Genomic DNA, 19,808 nt, shown 5'->3' on the forward strand with positions numbered 1-19,808 from the left:
GATTGTTGGTATCTCGCCAGTCATCTTGGGGTTTTGTTAAGGATTGTCAGGCCAGATTGGTGCAGAAACCAATCTGGGGCATCTCATGCATGGTCTGATCAATCGGGCGGTACAGTCTTTTGTATGCGCGACTTACGGACAATCGTGCTGGCTGCGCGTGACCGAGGCAGCCGAACTGGGCTTTGTCGAGTTCGAGGCCATGCTGGTCTATGACGTTGACATGACCATTCGGGTTCTGGATGCGCTATGTGTCGACCTGAACCGCCCGCGCGCCGAAATCCTTGAGGATCTGGGAACCTATCTGGTTTCTCATCCCAAAATGGAGGACCTGCGGCGGCTGCTGCGCTTTGGCGGTGTCAGTTATGTCGAATTCCTGCATTCGCTGGATGATCTGTCCGACCGGGTACGGCTGGCCGTTTCCGACCTCAACCTACCCGCGCTGGAACTGAGAGAGATGGCGCCAACGGAATATCAGCTGTTCTGCCATCCGGGTTTGCCAGGCTATTCCAGCGTGATGGTCGGGGTTCTGCGCGCCATGGCCGATGACTACGGTGCATTGGCGATACTGTCCCATGATGGGCAGGAGGGCGAGGCAGAAGTAATTTCAATTGTTCTTGTTGAAAGCGCATTTGCTGAAGGGCGGCACTTCGATTTGGGGGCGCGGAAATCATGATGGACACCCGTGATCTGGCGGCGCTTTTGGAAACGCTGTGCCCGATGTTTGTTCTTGTGGACCAAGACGGGCAGATCCTTCGTGTGGGGCCGACATTGCAAAAACTGCGTCCCGATCAACCGATGGCCGGGAAAGATTTTCTGGACGTCTTCGAACTGGTGCGGCCGCGTGCTGTGACAACGCTGTCTGCACTGATGTCCCTGGCAGGGGCCAAGCTGCACCTCAAGCTTCATGATGCGCCGCGCACGACCCTTAAAGGGTTGATCGCCCCTTTGCCGCAGGGAAAAGGCGCGGTCATCAACCTGTCCTTTGGTATTTCGGTTCTGGATGCGGTGCGCGATTATGCCCTGACCAGTGCGGATTTCTCGGGCACCGACCTTGCCATCGAACTGCTGTATCTGGTCGAAGCCAAGTCGGCCGCGATGGAGGCCTCGCGATCGCTGAACCTGCGGCTACAAGGGGCGATGCTGGCGGCTGAGGAGCAAGCCTTTACCGACATGCTGACCGGGCTAAAGAACCGGCGGGCGATGGATGTGTTGCTGGGTCATTTGATTTCCGGGAATTCACCGTTCGCCCTGATGCATCTGGATCTGGATTTCTTCAAGTCGGTCAACGATCAATACGGGCACGCTGCGGGGGACTATGTGCTGCAGCAGGCCGCCCGGATCATGGTGGAAGAAACCCGCAATGACGACACGGTCGCGCGAATAGGTGGGGACGAGTTCGTCATTATTTTCAAGAGCCTGTCCGACGAAGCTATTCTTTCGGCAATTGCAGCGCGCCTGATCGATCGGTTGCAAACGCCGATGGCGTTCGAGAAGAACATCTGCCGGATTTCCGCCAGCATCGGAACCGCGTTGTCCACTCAGTTCAAGCCCCCCAAAGCCGCCGAAATCCTGAATGCGGCGGACTTGGCCCTGTATGAAGCTAAAAGGAAAGGCAGGTCCCGCCATTGCCTTTATTCTGCGCTTGTAGGGCAGCGGTAGGAAGTATCGCCTCGGGTCGACCCAGTTTGTGTCAAACCCGCGGGTGTTCGGTCGGTCAGGTTCTGTGGAGCAGGTGGGACAGAGTGGCTGCAATATGGTGCTTGATCCGGGGCAGTTCACCAACCACGGGCGTCACCAGACCCTTGAAGGCTGCCGCGTTCAAGTCTTGCGGGACATCGTCAAGCACATGGCCGCCGTTGCAGGCGAAATACGGCAAGCACAACGCCCGAGCGGACAGGCCAGCTGCAGCCTCGGCGATTGAGGGCGGCTCTTCAACGAACCCCAGATGCATTGACTTGAACGGCAGGTGCTGCGCCAGATCGTTGGCAAAGGTGCGTGCCACGGCAGAAGGATTGCGGCTGCGGCCGGAGCCGTGGGCGGCCAGCACCAGATCGGTTTCTTCTGCGGTCCATCGGTTTTCGTGCAGCGTGTCACGCAGTGCCGCCGCAACCAGGCTCGGCAGGTCGGGGTCCACCCCCAACGGATCAAGAATGCGCAGGTTTCGCCCGGCCAGACGCTTGGGCAGGGCGCTGGTGACAAACCAGCCCTTGGCCATGAAAAGCGGATAGATCACGGCGTCATCGGTCAGCTCTGCCATGCGCTGTTCGAAAATGCCCGGTGCGGCCAGAGTGGCAGAATGCACAGTCACGCCATCACACAAGGCATCCACCTCGGCGGCATAGGCGGCCAACGCCTGTTCTGCCGGGATCGGGTCAGACGGCTGGCCATGGGCGACGATAAGGGCGTGGGGCATTACGTGTTCCTGTCTGCTTTCCCGATAGGTGTTCCCTGCCGCATCAAAGTCAATCCACGCCGTTCCGATGTCAGCCCAAAACTGTCAGCCAAAACCAGACTGACAGGATGGAAACCGCAGTCCCGACCAGTACGGACGAGGCCGCGACCCGTTTGGCCCGGCCATACATATTGGCGAAGATATAGGCGTTAAACCCCGGAGCCATTGCCGCGTTCAGCACGCCCGAGCGGAACAGGTCCTGCGGCAGGTCAGCCGACGTTCCGAACAGCCACATGAGGCTGGGGTGCAGCATCAGTGAAATGGCGCAGACATAGGCAATCGTGCGCAGGTCGCCTTCGGGCCTGTATTTGACCAGTACACCACCCAATGCAAACAGCGCACCGGGCAGGGCGGCGCGGGTTATGAGGCCAAGCGCTTCGTCCACCACAGAGGGCACGCCCACCCCGGACAGGTTGACGACAAATCCCAGCGCGATGCCAAGGATCAGGGCGTTGCGGAACATCGCTGTCAGGACCGACCGCACCATAAGCGTGCCGCCGTTGCCGCGATTGCGGACTACCTCCATCACGGTGATGCCGACGGCATAGCAAAATGGGGCGTGGAAGGCGATGATCGCATAGTTGCCGGACAGGTTTCCGGGTCCATAGGCGCGTTCGGTAATCGGCAGACCCAGCAGCACTGAATTTGAGAACAGGCAACAGAACCCAATGGCGACGCAGTCCTCCCACTCGCGGCGAAAGATCAGGCGGGCGCCGAACAGGCCCGCGGTGAAACACAGCGCCGCCGCCGTGTAAAAGCTGGCCAACAATCGGGGGTCGAAGCTTGCGCTCAGGTCCAGATGCGCGATGGCCAGAAACAGCAGGCAGGGAATGGCGAAGCCCTGGGTGAACTTCATCAGCCCGTCGACATGGACCTCTTTGAAGTAACCCAGCAACGTTGCGGCATATCCCGCTCCGATCACCAGAAACACCGGCAGAATGACGTCGATCAGGTTTTGCAGCATCTTGCCACCCCGAGGGATATTGCAGGCCGCAACAGCAGCGCTTTACAGGGCCTGACGGATCACCATGCCGTCATAGGCCGGGGTGATGTGATCGGCGGTCTCAGATTCGACCGTGGCATAGTCGAGGTCGATATGCATGTTGGTCAGCACCGCGCGTTTGGGTTTCAACTGGTCGATCCAATCCAGCGTCTTTTCCAGATGCGCGTGAGTGGGGTGCGGTGACCGGCGCAAGGCGTCGATGACCAGACAGTCCAAATCCTCCAGCAAGGGCCAGGAGTCGTCGTAGAATTCTGCCACGTCCGGAAGGTAGACCAGCTTGCCCATCTTGAACCCCAGCGAGTCGATCGAGCCGTGGTTGACCTTGAACGGATGAAGCGGGATCGGGCCACCGGGACCGTCGATTTCGAACGGGCCGTCGATGGTCTTCAGGTCCAAAATCGGTGGGTACGGCGAGGTTTCGGGTTGAATGAACGCATATCCGAACCGCCCCAACAGGTCGTTTTGGGTGTCCCCATCCGCCCAGACGGGAACGCGCGTTTTCATGTTGAAGACGATCATGCGCAGGTCGTCGATGCCATGAACATGGTCCGCGTGGCTGTGCGTGTAGACTACTCCGTCCAGCCGCCCGGTGCCGGTGCTCAGCAACTGGCTGCGCATATCTGGCGTGGTGTCGATCAGGACAGATGTGGTGCCCTCGGGGCCGTCGCGCTCCACCAGCATCGAACAGCGGCGGCGGATGTTTCTGGGGTTGTCGGGGTCACACTCACCCCAATGCCCGCCCAGCCGGGGCACGCCACCGGAAGAGCCGCAACCGAGGATGGTGCAGCGCAGCTCGGTCATGCAGCTGCCTTGTAGGTCGCGGCTTTGATGAACAACCGGTCGAAATTGGCCTGCGTTTGGGCCGCGAAATCGGCGTAGTCCATGCCGAACACTTCGGCTCCTTTGCGGGCGGTGTGCGCGGTATAGGCCGGTTCGTTGCGTTTGCCGCGGTATGGCGGTGGGGCCAGATAGGGTGCGTCGGTTTCCACCAGCACGCGGTCGACCGGAGCGGCGGCGAAGATATCGCGTAGTTCCTGGCTTTTGGGGAAGGCGGCGATGCCGGACATCGACAGGTAGAAGCCCAGATTCAGTGCGGCCCTGGCCAGTTCTGCTGAGGACGAAAAACAGTGCATGACGCAGGAATAGGGCGCGTTGCGGTGTTCCTCAGCCAGAATGCGCGCCATGTCATCGTCGGCGGCGCGGGCGTGAATGATCAGCGGCAGGCCGGTGCGCTGAGCGGCCTCGATATGTACGCGCAGCGATTGTTTCTGCACATCGGCGCTGTCGGCGGTGTAGTGGTAATCAAGCCCGGTTTCACCTATGCCCACGAATTTGGGATGCTGAGACAGCGCAACCAGTTCGTCCACGGTTGCCATCGGCTCATCCGCCGCGCTCATGGGGTGCGTGCCGGCGGCATAGAAGACGGGCGCGTGGGCCTCGGCAATGGCACGGACGGCGGGTTCGTTGCGCAGGCGCGTGCAGATCGTGACCATGCGGGTCACGCCAGCCTCGGCGGCGTTGGCAATGATCTGGTCCAGTTGCCCCTCGAAGTCGGGGAAGTCCAGATGGCAATGGCTGTCGGTGATCTGGGGGGTGTCGCTCATCTGCTCTGACCGGCGGTTTCCTGTATCTTGAACACCGTATCTAGGACCAGAGCGGCAGGGTCAAGGTTCACCGCCTGACCATGGCGTGCGCGGGCCGTGATTGTCGCGGCAACCTCGGCCCACTGGCGCGCTTGTTGCGGGGACGAGGACAGGCGGGCCAGCGTTTCCGCCTCATGCGGCGCGGCCTCGGGTGCAGGCGGGGTGCCGGTTGCGCCGGTCAGGGCCAGACGCGACAGGGCCACGTCGATCAGGGTCAGCAGCAGCTCGAACCGGTCTGCCGCGCCGCGCTGGGCGGCGGCCTCGGCCAAGGCCAACGCGCGCTGGCGATCCATGCGGGGCAGGGTACCCAGAATGGCAATCAGCTCGGCGTAAATCTCCAGCCCGCCCAGATTGATCAGCCGAACCGCGTCCCCCACGGACCCGGCTGCCAGTGCGGCCAAGTGGTCGGTTTGTCCGGGAAGTTCCGCGCCCGTTTGTGTCAGAGCGGCCTGCATATCCTCGGGGCCGAGCGGAGACAGCCGTAAGGTGCGGCAGCGAGACCGGATCGTTGGCAACAGGCGTGACGGTTGGTGCGAGATCAGCAGCAGTGTCGTGCGCGCGGGCGGTTCTTCGAGCATTTTCAGCAAGGCATTGGCCGCGCTGACATTCATCTCATCCGCCGAATCCACGATCACGATCCGGCGCCCACCATCCGCCGAGGACAGACCGAAAAATTTCCCCAGCTTGCGGATGTCGTCGACCACGATTTCGTTGCGCAGCCGCCCCTGATCGTTCAGCGAACGCGTAATGGCAGCCAGCCCTGGCTCGGCGCCAGCCAGAATGCGGTGTGCGACGGGGTGTTCGGGGTCAATCGTCAGCGACTCGGGGGGCGGTGGGGCGCCGAATAACCCATCCTCAGCCGGGGGCGTCGCCAACAGAAACCGGGCGATCCGCCAGGCCAGCGTTGCTTTGCCCACCCCACGCGGGCCGGTCAGAAGCCAGCCGTGGTGCAGACGGTCCGAGGTGTAGGCGCTCAGAAACGCCTGCTCGGCCTCGTTCTGGCCAAACAGCTGTTGGGTTTCACGCGGGTGCGGGGCACCGGGGGCCTGATCCGGGGTAGGGGGGTCGTCGCTCATCTATCGTCTGTCACAGTGTTTGCAGGACGATTTCTGTCACATCCTGGGCAACGCTGTCCATGTCCCGGTTGCCGTCGATCACCCGGAAACGGTTCTGGAACTCCTCCGCCAGCGCCAGAAAGCCTGCGCGCATCTTTTCTTGCAGGTCGATGCCGAAATCTTCGAACCGTTCCTCGGTGCCCTGACGCCCTTTGGCGCGGGTCAGGCCGATTTGCGGGTCCATGTCGATCAGCAGGGTCAGGTCCGGTTCGCGCCCGATCATCAGGCTGTGCAACTGGTCAACCACCGCGCGCAGGTTCCCGCGCGACAGGCCCTGATACATGCGGGTGCTGTCTGCGAAACGGTCACAGATCACCACTATACCTGCGGCAAGTGCCGGTTCGATGGTGCGTTCCAAATGATCCCGGCGGGCAGCAGTGAACAGCAGCAGTTCCGTTTCGGCCGACCAGCGGTCGGGGTCGCCCTCCAGAACCAGCCGACGGATTTCCTCGGCCCCGGGGGATCCGCCGGGTTCGCGCGTCAGCACGACCTCATGGCCCAGACCCCGCAAGCGATCCGCAAGCATCCGCGCCTGCGAGGATTTGCCTGATCCGTCAATGCCTTCGAAGGTCAGAAACAACCCGGATCTCGTCACAACGCGTCCAGAGGGTTGCCGATCACATCGGTCAGAACGATACCGCCCACGGTCATCATGCGCACCACAAACCCACCGGTCGCGACGCTTTCCGCCGCCACCAGCGGACGCCGGATTTCCGGCAGACCTTCGGGCTTGATCACCAGCTCGGCCAGTTGCTGACCCTTTTCTACCGGAGCGTTTACGGGGCCGTCATAGACCACTTCGGCTTCGATATTCTTGTCGCCCAGCACCGGGAACAACAGCGACAGGTCCTCTTCGGGAACCAGATCCACGGTCTTTTTCGCCCCCATCCAGATCTTGGCCTGGGCTATCGGCGTGTCCGCGTTGGCAACTGTCCTCTCGACAAAATTTCGAAACGACCAGTTAACCACGGCCTCAGCCTCCTCTGCCCGCTTGCCGGTGCTGTCGAGGCCGGTGAGAACGAAGATCACCCGGCGATCCCCCTGCTTGGCCGAGCCGACAAGGCCATACCCGGCCTCTTGCGTGTGGCCGGTTTTCAGGCCGTCGGCACCGATCCCCAGTTTCAGCAGCGGGTTGCGGTTGCGCTTGTTCGACGGCGCACGGCCATCGAATTCAAACACTTCCTCGGCGAACAGAGGGTAGTATTCCGGGAAGTCCGAGATCAGCCGGTCCGCCAGTACTGCAAGGTCATGCACCGACATCATGTGACCCGCTGCGGGCCAGCCGTTGGAGTTGGAGAAGTTCGAGTTGTCCATGCCCATCTGCTTGGCGCGCTGGGTCATGTAGCGGGCAAACCCGGCTTCGGTTCCATCGGGGCTGAGCGCTTCGGCGATCACCACGCAGGCGTCGTTGCCCGACAGCACGATGATGCCGCGCAACAAATCCTCGACCCGAACGCGGTCCTGCGTGTTCAGGAACATGGTCGAGCCGCCATAGCTCATCGCGTGTTCGGAAACCGGCAGGGTTTCGTCCAGCGTCAGGCGGCCATCGCGCAGCGCCTCGAACGCGACATAGAGCGTCATCAGTTTGGACATCGACGCCGGCGGAAGCGGCTGATCCGCCTCTTTGGACAGAAGCACGGTGCCCGTTGTCTGGTCCATCACATAGGCCGCGCGGGCCTGTGTGTCGAAAGCATGGGCGGGCAGCGCAAGCAGCGCCAACCCGAGGGTCAAAACAGATGATCGCAGTGAGGACAGCACAGGGGCCTCCTTTGTTTCAGTTTTTGACGTTAAACGCGTCGGTAAAGCCAAGATCCTTGACGTCGCGCTGGATCGCGTTGCGTTCCGCGCGGGTATTCGCCGGGCCAACCAGCACGCGCCAGACCGTTTTGTCGCCGGTCTTCAACTCGCGAATATCCGCGGACATGCCATTGCGCTCAATCTTCGAGACCGCACTTTTGGCGTTGGCCTCGACATTGAAGGTTCCGACCTGAACATACGGTTTGGGCAGCGAGCGTGGGGTCTTTTGCTGAGCCGTTGCTACTGCGGCGGTTGTGCTGGCCGGGGTCGGCTCTGCGGCCTCAATAGCAGCGGCAGCGCCTGCGATGGGGTCCAGCGGCGATTCGGTGATCGTGTCGGTTTTTTTCTTCTGCCACCACTTCCGTTTGGCGGGCTTTTCTTCGGGGGCAGTAACCTCGGGGTCCGACAGGGTGGGGGTCGGGGTCGCCTCGGCGGCCGTTTCAACCACTTGTTCCGCTGCCTCGTCTGCGGTGTCGGCTGCCGCTGCGGCGGCTGCTCCGGTTGCGCCAGCCGCGGCAACCGTTTCCTTCTTTTGCCACCACTTGCGCTTGGCGGGCTTTTCAGTTTCGGCCGCTGCGGTGTCGACTGCTTCGTCCTGGGGCTTGGCGTCTTCGGCAGCAGGCGTGTTTTCAGCCGCTTCGATTTCAGGGGCCTCTTCCGCTGCCGGCTCTTTTTCCTCGACCGGTTTGCGCCGCAGAGCGACGACCTCGACCTTGGTCGGCGCCCCGGCAAGGATGCCCAGCTTTTCAGCCGCCGCCGAGGATAATTGCAACGTCGGTCCGGGCTGGCTTCTTTCCCGCCGGAACAAGGCGCCGGTGATGGATTTGTTGTTGGTCGTGTTCTTGATCACCACGCGTTCAGGCTGGTTGACGTCGGGGTGGGCCACCCAGATACCGCCCAGAGACGGGCGGCCATCCCAAAGACCGGCCTCAACCACGTTAAACACATCCGGTGCCTCAACGGTTTCACCAGTGGTTTTCGAGTAGTCCGGGAACAGTTCGACCTTTTTTTCGGTCTGCGCGTCATCCGCAGGAGCATCCGTCGAGGCCCCCTCCGGAGACAAGCCTTCTTCACACCCGGCCAGAACTGCCAATGCCACACCAAATGCCGCCAGCGATCGCGGTTTTGCGCGTGTCTCACTCGCTCGTTTCATTTTGTCATCCCTTGCCTGAAGGGGCCTCGTTTCCTGAGCCCCGCCGCCGATCGCCGGTTCTGTTTTGCCGGACTACTACGGTCTTTCCCGCAAAGCATAACGTGGGCAAAGTGTCATGGAAAGACCACTGCACGCGCTTCGGCGAGATTTCCCTATTTGCTCTTGCCACCGTTTCAACTTGGCCTTAGACCCGGCCCACGCGGGGAGGTGGCAGAGTGGTCGAATGCGGCGGTCTTGAAAACCGTTGGGCGTGAGAGCGTCCCCAGGGTTCGAATCCCTGTCTCCCCGCCACTCATACCTGCCTCACTTCAGTGGTGTTTTCTGACCCGGAATTGTACCGCAATTCCCGCGCGTTGACGTGTGCGTTTTCAATCAGAGACGAAGCAGACCGTACACTCGGAGCACGATTCAAGCCCCAGTCTCAGTGCCGCACTTTGTCGGGGTCGCTTTGGGCGAGATTTCCCTGAAAAGCGGCAATATACAGGGAATTTCGCGAAACGGACCTGGCATCCCGCTTTTCGCATGTCAAAACTGTATGTTTTCCAGTGGCTTATGTGCAAATTTCCTAAACATTGGAACAGGGTATTTTCTCGCGCGAACAGGGAATTGTTCTGCCGGATCAGGGAGAGCGAACCGTGTTTCTTCTCGGTCATAACCCCAGCGCCAAGATTGTTGTTGCCAGTTATGGGTTGGATCTGGCGCGCAAGCATTCCGAAGATTGTCGACGGGTCATGTCCGCGCGCTGGTATCGGGAAATCTTTCCCGAAACAGTCCTGGCCGGCAAAGGCAACACGTCCGAAGAAATCCGCACCACAAAGGGAGGCAGCCGTAAGGCCGTCTCCATCGGCAGTTCTGTCACCGGTCATGGCGCTGATTACATCATCATCGATGATCTGCTGAAGGCAGGTGATGCGGGTTCCGAAGCGGAACTGGTCAAGGCACAGGAGTTCATTGAGGGCACTCTGCTGTCGCGCTTTGACAACACGGCCGAGGGGCGCGTGGTTATGGTCGCGCAACGGCTGCACGAGATGGATCCGCCGGGTTACCTGCTCGAACGCGGCACCTATCGGCACCTGAACCTGCCCGCCATCGCCGAAGCACATGAGGCGGTTCCTCGTGGACGGGGAAAGGTCAAGCGCCGAAAGCCGGGTGATCTCCTGTGTCCGTCCCGTTTGGATCAGGACACGCTGGACACCAAGCGTCGTGAAATGGGCGCGGCCGTATTCAATTGCCAGTATCAGCAGAACCCGATCGCACCAGACGGATCGCCTTTGCGCTGGGAGTGGTTTGGCACCTACCAGACCATCGAAGATCGCCGCTGGTTCCAACTGGTCGTTCAAAGCTGGGATACGGGCATGTCTGCGGATCCCCGGTCCGACTTCTCGGCCTGTACAACCTGGGGGTTCCGCGAAAATGTGTGGTACCTTCTCGACGTCTGGCGTGGGCAGGTGGGCTACCCAGACCTGAAAGCCAAGGCGCTGCAGCTTGTCGGCCGTTGGGACCCGGATCGTGTTCTGATCGAGGATGCTGCCTCCGGCAAACCTCTTTTTGATGAGTTGTTTCGTGATGATCGTCGGCGGTACGAACGCGTCAGACCTGACAAGGATAAGGAAACTCGTTTCCAGTCAGCATGCGGTCCTGTCGAAGAGGGCAAGGTGCACCTGCCTGCAGAGGCACCCTGGCTGCCGGTATTCAAACGAGAGCTTCAGTCCTTTCCACGCGGGCGCAACGACGATCAGGTCGACAGCTTTGCCCATTTTCTGAACTGGTCCAAGGGACTGGGATTCTACCGGGCATTGGGTCGCGACCACCGGATCAACATCCGAACGTCGGGAGCGTAATCGAGAGAGGGTCAGGCGACGGTAGAACCTCAGAGTCAAGCTTGAAAACTCGTTGAATAGTGCAGGGAGGGCCGATGTCGGACCAATCCTGAGAGCGGCGCCAATGACGGTCTTGTCAGATTAACTTTACTTGAGTGGGACAGGGTGGTTGCTTAGCGTTTGGGAATGACCAAACTTGCTCCCTTCAAATACTTCAAAACCAGTCCAGAGGTCATTCGTTTGGCAGTGATGCTTTATGTTTGATTTCCGCTTTCGCTTCGAAACGTGGAAGACCTATTGCACGAACGGGGAATTGAGGTGAGCCATGAGACCGTCCGATATTGGTGGAACAAGTTCGGTCCGATGTTTGCCTCTGAGATCAGACAAAAGCGAGTTCAGCGACTGCGCGCGTTCTCCAAATGGAAGTGGCACGTTGACGAGGTTTTCGTGAAGGTAAATGGCAAGCGGCATTATATTTGGCGGGCCGTTGATCACGAAGGCAAGGTGCTGGAAGCAGTCGTCACCAAACGTCAAAACAAGCAGGCAGCATTGAAATTCCTCAGGAAATTGCTGAAGCGCCATGGCTGTGCGGAAGAGATTGTAACGGATCGCTTCGCGTCATACAGGGCCGCGCTCAGAGAGCTTGGTGCAACCGAAAAACAGCAGACGGGGATGCTATATGTTTGGTTCCTGCTATCGCTTCGCAATGTAGAAGACCTTTTGCACAAGAGTGGCATCTAAGTGAGCCACGAGACAGTGCGCTACTGGTGGAACCGTTTCGGCCCGACGTTCGCATCGGAAGGGCTTGTCAGACGAACACTGCGTCAGACGCGTAGTATGGCGCGTTCACGTATGGTCATGTCCGAACTATCACCTTTTCACTAATTCAGAGGTCGCAAGGGGCGCTATCATATTCGATCATGGGTGGCGATGACGCGGTTAGCCACGCCAAATGTGCGTGGTGCCCGTTGACGTTCCGACAGTCATGGGCCGTCCGTCAGGCGTGTGTGAGAGCGCGTTGTGATAGGTAAGCTCCACCCGGTAGGTGCCGGGCAGATGCAGACTCTGATAATTGCCAAGTTTCCAGGATTGAGAGATCGCCGCTCCGGGGGCGAGTGCCATAAAAAACTCTCGTGGCGTCCGTCCCGCCCTGACGCGAAACCCCGTCTGGTTGCGGTATCCATCGGGGCCGCGCACATTTAGCCAGACCTCGCCAGCCCCACCAGGGTTGTTCAGCAGCATTCGGCTGTTCACGATCACCGTTTCAGACGCAGCGTTGATGAGGTTTGCGGTCAGAGTTGTCGGCACAGCCACGGGCCCCTCCGCAGGGTATGCCTGCACGCGCAATACTAAGGGAAGAGGTGGCAGTTTGGGGGTAGGGGATGCGGCCTCTGGTGTGGCGACCGAAGACGGAATGGTCGGCCTCTCCATCTCTGACACGGCGGGCTGATCCTCGGATGGCACCAGCGGCGGTTGCGCGCCCGGGCGCAGGTTTTGCAAATAGTCCCGTTCCAGCATCGCGCGGGTTCCGTGATCAAGAATATCGCGGGCATCTTCTGCGTCGATGGGGACACCCTCCACCTGTTCGGCAGCATAGGCGGCCAAACCGAACATTTCGCGAGCCCGCGCCGCATCGGCCACAGTACGCCAGTCAACCGTCCCGGCTGCGTTAAGCCGGTCGCGGTCAAGCACTTCGGGCGGCAGTTCCGGGAACCGTCGGTCTGGCGGGCCGGAGCGGAGTGTGTCGCGCCATCGGTCAAGTTCGCGTTGTCCACGCGCGTTCAAGCCCGCCCGGAGCGTGTGGGCTTTTTCCAACAACGCTGCAGCTTCGTCGAAGCGATCCATAGACCAGAGAGCGCGCGCGGTCTGCAAAGCAACGACCGGGTCGTCCGGAGCGACGCGTAGCGCCACTTCATAGGCCGCAAGCGCCCGGGCCGTGCAACCCTCGTCAAACCACAGTCTGTTGGCCTTTTCAAATGGATCTCTGCTCATCGCTCCCTCTTGCAATCATCCTTGTCAGGGCAGACCGGTTCTACCACGTCGCGGATGATCGGAGAGACTGTTGCCTCTACCCCCGAATCGATCAATTCGCGAACGGCAGTGAGCTCTCGGTCGAAATCCCGACCCAGAGCATTATCTTGCCGCACATGGCCCCGAGCATTGCGCGCCCGCAGGAAAGTTGCCAGAGTTTCGAGGTCTCGCGCAATAGCGTCCGGGTTCGATCCGCCGCCAGAGCCATTAAGAGTGCGCACCGCTGCTGCGACGCGCCGCACCTGATCGCGCGCTTCATCCACGGTTAGGATACGTGTCTGAGGGTTGCGGATCCCGCTGCGATCGCGCGGCGAGGTCATATCCCGCGTAATTAGCGTATGCACGATCCCTTCGATCACGGTCGCATATTGCTCCACTCGGGCCTCGTTGGATTCAAATACCGGCTCAAGCGCAGCCATGTGAGCGGTGTCTCCGATAGTGGAGAAATAGTTGTAGGCACGCTTGGCGGCCTTCAGCCACTTTTGGCCCCTGGCGCGCCGCACCGCGTCGCAGCACATCGCCCATGCGAAAGCGCCAATCGAGGTGCTGGGGATATCACCCGGATCCTCAAGATAGGCCAGGTTGAGATCCGCGTTGCCGCTCTGACCGATCAGTTCCGTACCATCGGGCCGATTGGCGGTGACGAAGATCACCCGGGTGACGTCGGTAAACCGTCCATCGGCCAGCATTCCGCGCCAGAAAGTGTTGATGTTGCCACCGCCAAGCCGACTGATGGCCCGCGCGAGCCGCCCGTAGGCCGAGCCGCGCAGCACCTCTCCTAGCGTCAGGCGCAAGCCGCGCCCCCGCGAGGGGAAGGTTATCAGAAAGCGGAATTCCAGATCGTCGCGCCCCGGCACCGGGCCGCCGCTGATCCGGCGGATCTGGTTGATGATCCTCCTCGCGGCCTTCCGGCCCGCTTCTTCCACGGTCGCCGAGACCACATGGATGTCTTCGTCAAAGTCGATATCGGGCGGGAAGGGATGCACGCGGCCTTGCACCGCGGTGCCCGCCACCGCCATGTTGCCACCCGCACTAAGCGCGCCACCCAGCGTGTAGGCCGAGCTTGAGGCCGGGGCCATGTGCCAAGCCACCTGAATTCCCCCATGCAGATAACGCACTCGCCCGTCTGCATCGACCGTGGGGACGCGGTATGTGCCCGGCTCGCCTCGGCGCACGACCTGGATCGCGGGGTTATCGGTCAGGGCCACCTCGATCAGCGCCTCCGAGCGACGACGGCGGATTGCTTCGATTTTTGCGTCGATTCCGGCCGGGTCGGTCGGACGGCGGCGCAGAAGCTCTTGGATCTCGCGGCTGGAGTCTCGCAGGATACGTCGGGCCTCGTCGATCGACATTTGCGGGCGCCCTGCCAGAACGTCTCGCACCCGTTGCTGAGCGGCGTCATAACGGTCTTTGAACTGTGCTTGAAGCGCTGGCGTCATGGTGTTGTATTCATCCTCCAGCCGCTCGCCCACATCGCGCATCTGCGCAGGGTTGTTGATCAGGCCGGATCCTGTCGCGTGTTCGATCTCCCACAAATAAGATTGCACCTCGTCACGCGCGATGAATTCGGGTCTCTGGTTGCCTAAAGCGTCGAATTCACCGGCTGCATAGCCCGCGATTGCCTGCTGAACATGGAGGTATTCGTGCATGATCGTGCTGAAAAGCAGCCCCACATCCGCGAAAGCGGGGGTGTAAATCTCGACTTTTGCGGGCGGCCGGGCCCGCTGCGCGCCCGTCGGATCGGCGATAAGTGTAAAGGTGGTGAGCCCTTCACCTTGATCCACCCGCGCCACGTGTGACCAATCGGCCAGGCTACTGTCAATGATCCGGCGGGCGATAAGCTTGTCCAGCACCAGCCGCAGCGCCTGTGCGTGATCGCCTGTCTGGATCGCCTGATCGGTCAGAAACCAGGTGGCGGCATCAAGCGAAGGTACCTTGGCTGACGCTGCGCCATTGAGGATGCGCTGTGCCACGGGCCAGAGCGATGCACCGATGGCCTCCTGCAGCAACGACATGGCCATCGGATCGGCGGCCAGAAAACTCCGTTCCTCCTGCGGTGCCTCGGCTAGCACCGTGACAATCAGGATTGGCTCACCCAGATCGAGATATTGCTGCACCCGCTCCAGAGCCCTGGTGTCTGCGCTACTGATTTGTTCGGCGGTGTCGGCAAACAGCATCTGGCTGTCATAGGGCGGCAGCCCCGCGATCCAGGCGACACAGTTGCCCGCCAGGTTTTCGCAGGCGCATTCGATATTGGCGGCCATGTGCCAGGGCATAACCATTGCACCTTTGCCGACCTCGCCCTTGACGTCGGCCGCCCAATCAAACGCCGCATCATGCTGGCGGCAGCCCTCGTTTGAATTGCACTCCTGGAAGTTGTTGTATTGCCAGACGATCCCGGTCACCGGGTCCGTGTAGATGTAGGTCGGGTGCTCGGTGCAGGTCTTGCAATCTGGTCCACAGGCACCACGACACAGGGCCTTGCTAGGGATCGAGGGATCTCTCTGAAAGACCTCAAGCGGGCCGTCAAGTTGCGGGCCTGGCCCATAGGGACCCGACCAATTCCAAACTCCGCCGTTTTGAGAGGGTAGCAGCTTATGGGATTTCAGAAATGCGCAGAGGGCATCAATGATCACGCAATCATCAGAGAAGCCTGTACGCTTGATTGCCAAAGGAATATCTTCGAAAGGGGATTGATCGAAAGTCGGATCATCAATCGTGGCGGTGATGCTGGGCCAGGCTCCGGGAACGACGGAAAGCTGCGCACCCATGCCGATCGTGCCGGCGATGTCGCCATGCCATTCATAGGGTTGCCAGTAGATCCGGCAGAGATTTTTACCCATCAGATCAATCTGCCCGTACGCGCCCGCAAAGAGATCCGCCGCCAGTCCAAGCTGTAACGTGCCCGAGGTCCGCAAAGAAATCGCGCCGCCCCGACCCGACAGGGTGCCGCTCATGGTCAGGTGGGCGGCCCCAATCCCACGGGCTAGCCCGGCCAGCCCCCCTTCAAGACCCACCAGCGGAACTGACACCGGCACCACTACGCCACCTATCGGGATCAGCGCCTCAAGGGACAGCGCCCCGCGCAGACCTCCGCGCGCTTCGGCCTGCAGGGCGGCAGCGGCGGTGGCATCAATGGTGCCGCTGATGCGGAAGCTGCCGCTGAGCGGGTTGATGACGATGCGTACGCCCGAGAAGCAGAGCGGTCCGAGCTGAATCTTTAGCCCCGGTGACAGACTTGCCACGAGACCCACATCACCTGACAGGAAGATCCCAGTGGCAATGGGCAGTTTGAAGACCGGGACCATTGCCTCTTTCTTGAGTTTGGGCAGGGGGATAGCAAACGACAGCGCATCGACAGGGCAGCCGTTGGGTAGGGTAACCTCAAGACCCGCAGGTGTAATCCGCACGGTTCCACCCACGGCCGAGGCAATGCTCTGAGCCAGCCGTCCGAACTCTGTGGCCAGCAGATCAACGGCGTCGGACGCAACCCCCGAAGCCGCATCAACCGCCTCCGCCCCTGCCTCATAGATTGCGCTGCCGGTTTCTGACACGGCGTCGGAAATGTCAGACGTTGTCTCCGAGACGGTGTCACCGATATCGGACGCGGTCTCTATCACTGCGCCGCCTATGTCAGTCGCGGTCTCGGACACTGTATCACTGACATCCGAAGCGGTTTGTTCTGCTTCGTTCCAGATGTCCTCCAGATCCGGTACGCGCTGCACATCCGGAGCGTCAGCGCCCGCACCGGCCCCGTTTCGTGACGCAGCCCCCTGATGAATTGTATGGGTCAGTTCATGGGCCATCAGCCTTACGTCAGATGGGCTTTCTCCACGGGCTAGGTAGACGTCTGCTCCTTTGGTGAACGCTCGGGCGCGTAGAGCCTGGGCGGCCTCGTCCGAAGCTGACCCGGTATGCACCCGCACGGCGGAAAAATCAGCGTCGAAGCCCTTTTCCATTTGCCGCTGCATCGAAGGCCCAAGCGGGCTACCGCCGCCTGTGCGTGCCATCGCGGCCTCCGCGCGGCCGCGCTCAAGCCCTGCCTCATGCTGTGACGCGGGTTCGTGATCCAACCGTTGCGCCCGATCTCCTGACTGCTGGGCGACGCAGTCGCTACAGAGGCGCTGTACCGGCGCTTGGTTGTTTGACTTGCTGTCCTTTTGCTCGGCCTCCTTGCGGCATTTTTCGCACATGCGCTGAACCGGCAATGCGCCGATTTCTTCTGAGTCGTTTGATTGGCGTTGCAAGAGCCGCTGCCACAGTGACTGCAGCGCCCCGGCCGGTGGCGCACCCGAGACCCGACCGACCGGCTGGCCCGCCGAAATCCGGCTGGCTGCAGCATCGGCCTCGCGTTCGTACACATCGTCCGGTGCGCCGACGGAAAGTTTGGGCTGCACCATCAGCGACGCATCTGATGTTGCCTCCTCAGGCCCGCGCCGGTCGGTCAGGGTTTGCAAAAGCGCGCCTGCTCCGGCATTGCCGAGCTTGCGCTGAAGCTCTGCCGGTTTTCCTGTGGGCCGCGCCAGAGCCGCCTTGGTCCGGTTAGGCCGGGCCCGGCTTGGCGGTTTTCGGCGTATCTTGCTTGTACTGGGCAAGGGCGGCCCCGTTTCTTTATTTGGCGCTTTCCTGGGCAGCGGTATCCTTGGTTGCTGCTTTTGGTTCAGCGTACTTCTCACGTTCAGGTTTCGGTGGGCACAAGCAACGGATCGGTTTGATATAGCGCCGCCCGGACTTGTCGATTTCCTCGATGACCCGGCGCCCCTTGTCGGATGGGCCGCATTCGGAGTCTTTACGATCCCTGAGGTCCACACAGGCCAGCAACACCCAGAGCTCTCCACACGGGTCGCAGCACTCGCATTCCATCAGGCACGCGCAATGGGGGAACGGATGTTCTTCCTTTTCATCCTTCTTATCGCACTCGTCGTCCTTTTTCTCGCACTCGTCGTCTTTACCGCGCTCGCGCTCGCGCTCGGGAGGGGACCAGCAGACGTCGCGCCAATCCAGTTCGTTTGCATCCACAACCCGGATCTCGACCTCTTCGCGCACTCGTTGAGGCGGCTCTCCCGAAGTGTTGTCACAGCCGCAACCGCGTTCTGACGGTGCAGGAGAGGGATGGCGACGGATCACGATGCAGACACGCGAGGCCGGTTTGCACGGGTCTGTGTCCAGATCGAGCTTGACCGGTCGGCAGAGCTCGAACGGGTCGCCAGCGCAGTCAAATGCGGTCCCGGGTCGAATGCAGACACAAGATGTAATGAGCTCGTCCTTCGGGGTCTTGTGAACTTCCAGCCCGCAGGCGATCCCGCAACCAAAGATCGCGCGGTTTACCATCCGGCTGCGCCCGATGTGATAGGCGCGTTCGGCCTCCAGATCGTCCGCGGTTAGAATCATACCGTCCCGGAATGCGGGATATTCCAGAGACATCGGCCTTAAAACTTGAGTAAGCGAGGAGGATTTGGTCATGTCTGATCTCCAGTCTTGGACGCGCCGCCCTTCGGTCCGACGCGGAACGCGATCACAAGGTCATCGCCATTTCGAACATGTTCGGGCCCCTTGGCCGCACCGGGCGGACGGGCATCGAGCATGGTGTTGCATCGGTCACGCAGCATGGCACCGCGCAAGGTGAGCTCGGCGAGAAATCCGTCGAAAAGGGTCGATCGCGTGCCATCAACCTCGGCGTCGAGCCATTCGGCTTCGACAAGCAGACGTACCTCGCCAGCATAGTCAGCGCCGTCATGCTCTTTATGGCGGTCGGTGATGAGCTTACGAAGTGGAATGCGCCGTGCTTCGTGATAATCCGTCCGGCGTTCCATCGTGACCGCCGAGAGGAAGATGCTTGCCTCATGTATCCCTTCTACGCGCATGGTGTGGGAAAAATTCAGGGCAAAGCCGCCGCTCTTGTCCTGACACTGGGCGGCAAAAGCATCCCAGGGAAGATGTGGCAGGCCCACACCATTCCAGTCCGGCAACCATTCAGGCCGCAGCAGCCGCGGGCGGGTTACATGGCACTGCTGGATCAGCTCAAAGAGTTGCCGATTGCGATAGATGTGCCGGCGAACGGTGCACGGATCGATATCTGCCAAACATAACTTGTAGCCCTCTTCGCAGCCTTTGGGGTCTCGGATCTCAACCAAGTCCACGCAGGCAAGCGGTACGCCTCCGCCCGGATCCCAAACCCAGCCATCACAGTGTTCTTCCAGCAGCGGCAGACAGGCCATGGCCTGATCCAGCTCTGGATCCATTGCAACGCCGGGGCCGGACCCTTGTCGCCCGCAGACATAACCGCAGGCATCGTTACAACATGCGATTTCTGGGCACGCGCAAGGATCGCATGCCTCACAGCCGGTGCAGAGCGAAACTCGCACGCCAGAGCAAATCCAGCTGGCCTCGGGGTCGTGTGGTCCGCAGCCAGGATTGGCTTGGGGCGGCCATGTCCGCTCGCCAAAATGAAGCCTAAGCGTATAGCGACCCGGGGTTGGCATGCCGGGTCCGCAGCAAAAGGTGTCCTCAAGATCGACCTCCATACCCTCTTCGCCGACCTCCAGCATGCGTCCACGCGGATCAATGGCCAGTCCGGGGCCGATAAACAGGCCCTCTTTCCGATCCTTGATCCAAAGCCCGTGGACCACTCCTGATCCATAGACTGATCGGTTATGCTGCCAAAGCAACTCGCGCGGATGGTCCTGCGCGCCGTTGAACAGATCCGCCGTCAGGAGTTGGTCCCGGAAAAAGCGCGGACGTTTGGAGCAGCATTTCTCGGTCGTGTGCGTTGATGTTTCCATGGCAAGACCTCC

At 60.8% G+C, this 19,808-nt stretch carries 15 protein-coding genes, 1 tRNA gene and 2 pseudogenes; 6 read left to right on the forward strand and 12 right to left on the reverse strand.

Annotation, left to right across the window (positions count from 1 at the left end; genetic code table 11):
* Positions 1-85 precede the first annotated feature (85 nt).
* Positions 86-673 (forward strand): heme NO-binding domain-containing protein, encoded by a 588-nt coding sequence (locus ACOQFT_RS18980; protein WP_421599426.1) that lies wholly within the window; start codon positions 86-88, stop codon positions 671-673.
* Positions 670-1,659 carry a diguanylate cyclase domain-containing protein gene (locus ACOQFT_RS18985; RefSeq protein ID WP_421599427.1) on the forward strand — a complete coding sequence of 330 codons (990 nt, stop codon included), beginning with the start codon at positions 670-672 and terminating at the stop codon, positions 1,657-1,659. Before ACOQFT_RS18980 ends, ACOQFT_RS18985 begins: the two co-directional genes overlap by 4 nt.
* Positions 1,660-1,714: 55 nt before the next feature.
* Here ACOQFT_RS18985 and ACOQFT_RS18990 read toward each other — a convergent pair whose 3' ends face one another.
* From ACOQFT_RS18990 to ACOQFT_RS19025, 8 genes are all read right to left on the reverse strand, one after another.
* A complete protein-coding gene (locus ACOQFT_RS18990; protein WP_421599428.1) occupies positions 1,715-2,413 on the reverse strand; it encodes a CbiX/SirB N-terminal domain-containing protein in 699 nt (232 codons plus the stop codon).
* Positions 2,414-2,483: 70 nt separating this feature from the next.
* Positions 2,484-3,416, reverse strand: a complete 933-nt coding sequence (locus ACOQFT_RS18995; protein WP_421599429.1) for an AEC family transporter — start codon at positions 3,414-3,416, stop codon at positions 2,484-2,486.
* Between the two features lie 42 nt (positions 3,417-3,458).
* Entirely contained in the window at positions 3,459-4,256 is a 798-nt protein-coding gene (locus ACOQFT_RS19000) for an MBL fold metallo-hydrolase (protein WP_421599430.1), read from the reverse strand.
* Positions 4,253-5,059, reverse strand: a complete 807-nt coding sequence (locus tag ACOQFT_RS19005) for a TatD family hydrolase (protein ID WP_421599431.1) — start codon at positions 5,057-5,059, stop codon at positions 4,253-4,255. Before ACOQFT_RS19005 ends, ACOQFT_RS19000 begins: the two co-directional genes overlap by 4 nt.
* Positions 5,056-6,174, reverse strand: coding sequence for a DNA polymerase III subunit delta' (locus tag ACOQFT_RS19010; protein WP_421599432.1), 1,119 nt, complete (start codon positions 6,172-6,174; stop codon positions 5,056-5,058). Before ACOQFT_RS19010 ends, ACOQFT_RS19005 begins: the two co-directional genes overlap by 4 nt.
* Positions 6,175-6,184: 10 nt before the next feature.
* Positions 6,185-6,808, reverse strand: a complete 624-nt coding sequence (tmk, locus tag ACOQFT_RS19015) for a dTMP kinase (RefSeq protein ID WP_421599433.1) — start codon at positions 6,806-6,808, stop codon at positions 6,185-6,187.
* Positions 6,805-7,971, reverse strand: coding sequence for a D-alanyl-D-alanine carboxypeptidase family protein (locus ACOQFT_RS19020; protein WP_421599434.1), 1,167 nt, complete (start codon positions 7,969-7,971; stop codon positions 6,805-6,807). The genes tmk and ACOQFT_RS19020 overlap by 4 nt, the downstream gene beginning before the upstream one ends.
* A gap of 16 nt (positions 7,972-7,987) precedes the next feature.
* On the reverse strand, positions 7,988-9,163 hold the full coding sequence (locus ACOQFT_RS19025) for an SPOR domain-containing protein (RefSeq protein ID WP_421599435.1): 1,176 nt from the start codon (positions 9,161-9,163) through the stop codon (positions 7,988-7,990).
* Positions 9,164-9,364: 201 nt separating this feature from the next.
* On the opposite strand from ACOQFT_RS19025, the gene ACOQFT_RS19030 reads away from it, so the two are divergent.
* From ACOQFT_RS19030 to ACOQFT_RS19045, 4 genes and pseudogenes are all read left to right on the forward strand, one after another.
* Positions 9,365-9,454, forward strand: a tRNA-Ser gene (locus ACOQFT_RS19030).
* Positions 9,455-9,798: 344 nt separating this feature from the next.
* Entirely contained in the window at positions 9,799-11,004 is a 1,206-nt protein-coding gene (gene terL, locus ACOQFT_RS19035) for a phage terminase large subunit (protein ID WP_421599436.1), read from the forward strand.
* Positions 11,005-11,169: 165 nt separating this feature from the next.
* Positions 11,170-11,655 (forward strand): annotated as a pseudogene (locus tag ACOQFT_RS19040) (IS6 family transposase); the annotation flags it as partial.
* Positions 11,656-11,788: pseudogene (locus ACOQFT_RS19045) on the forward strand (IS6 family transposase); the annotation flags it as partial.
* Between the two features lie 134 nt (positions 11,789-11,922).
* On the opposite strand, the gene ACOQFT_RS19050 reads toward ACOQFT_RS19045, so the two are convergent.
* Genes ACOQFT_RS19050 through ACOQFT_RS19065 form a run of 4 tightly spaced genes read right to left on the reverse strand, consistent with a single transcriptional unit; the run spans position 11,923 to position 19,796 of the window.
* Positions 11,923-12,975 (reverse strand): tetratricopeptide repeat protein, encoded by a 1,053-nt coding sequence (locus ACOQFT_RS19050; protein ID WP_421599437.1) that lies wholly within the window; start codon positions 12,973-12,975, stop codon positions 11,923-11,925.
* Positions 12,972-17,609, reverse strand: coding sequence for a DUF4157 domain-containing protein (locus ACOQFT_RS19055; protein ID WP_421599438.1), 4,638 nt, complete (start codon positions 17,607-17,609; stop codon positions 12,972-12,974). The genes ACOQFT_RS19050 and ACOQFT_RS19055 overlap by 4 nt, the downstream gene beginning before the upstream one ends.
* A gap of 16 nt (positions 17,610-17,625) precedes the next feature.
* Positions 17,626-18,477: a hypothetical protein gene (locus ACOQFT_RS19060; protein WP_421599439.1), complete on the reverse strand. Its 852-nt coding sequence runs from the start codon at positions 18,475-18,477 to the stop codon at positions 17,626-17,628.
* Positions 18,474-19,796: a hypothetical protein gene (locus tag ACOQFT_RS19065; RefSeq protein WP_421599440.1), complete on the reverse strand. Its 1,323-nt coding sequence runs from the start codon at positions 19,794-19,796 to the stop codon at positions 18,474-18,476. Before ACOQFT_RS19065 ends, ACOQFT_RS19060 begins: the two co-directional genes overlap by 4 nt.
* Positions 19,797-19,808 lie beyond the last annotated feature (12 nt).

Origin of the sequence: Ruegeria sp. MALMAid1280, from assembly GCF_049195285.1 — a bacterium.
In the GTDB taxonomy this organism is placed as follows: Bacteria; Pseudomonadota; Alphaproteobacteria; order Rhodobacterales; family Rhodobacteraceae; genus Ruegeria.

What these genes read in the sequence shown, in the direction of transcription:
- ACOQFT_RS18980 (WP_421599426.1), top strand. Translation starts at nt 86, where the DNA reads ATGCATGGTCTGATCAATCGGGCGGTACAGTCTTTTGTATGCGCGACT.
- ACOQFT_RS18985 (WP_421599427.1), top strand. Translation starts at nt 670, where the DNA reads ATGATGGACACCCGTGATCTGGCGGCGCTTTTGGAAACGCTGTGCCCG.
- ACOQFT_RS18990 (WP_421599428.1), bottom strand. Translation starts at nt 2,413, where the DNA reads ATGCCCCACGCCCTTATCGTCGCCCATGGCCAGCCGTCTGACCCGATC.
- ACOQFT_RS18995 (WP_421599429.1), bottom strand. Translation starts at nt 3,416, where the DNA reads ATGCTGCAAAACCTGATCGACGTCATTCTGCCGGTGTTTCTGGTGATC.
- ACOQFT_RS19000 (WP_421599430.1), bottom strand. Translation starts at nt 4,256, where the DNA reads ATGACCGAGCTGCGCTGCACCATCCTCGGTTGCGGCTCTTCCGGTGGC.
- ACOQFT_RS19005 (WP_421599431.1), bottom strand. Translation starts at nt 5,059, where the DNA reads ATGAGCGACACCCCCCAGATCACCGACAGCCATTGCCATCTGGACTTC.
- ACOQFT_RS19010 (WP_421599432.1), bottom strand. Translation starts at nt 6,174, where the DNA reads ATGAGCGACGACCCCCCTACCCCGGATCAGGCCCCCGGTGCCCCGCAC.
- ACOQFT_RS19025 (WP_421599435.1), bottom strand. Translation starts at nt 9,163, where the DNA reads ATGAAACGAGCGAGTGAGACACGCGCAAAACCGCGATCGCTGGCGGCA.
- ACOQFT_RS19050 (WP_421599437.1), bottom strand. Translation starts at nt 12,975, where the DNA reads ATGAGCAGAGATCCATTTGAAAAGGCCAACAGACTGTGGTTTGACGAG.
- ACOQFT_RS19060 (WP_421599439.1), bottom strand. Translation starts at nt 18,477, where the DNA reads ATGACCAAATCCTCCTCGCTTACTCAAGTTTTAAGGCCGATGTCTCTG.
- ACOQFT_RS19065 (WP_421599440.1), bottom strand. Translation starts at nt 19,796, where the DNA reads ATGGAAACATCAACGCACACGACCGAGAAATGCTGCTCCAAACGTCCG.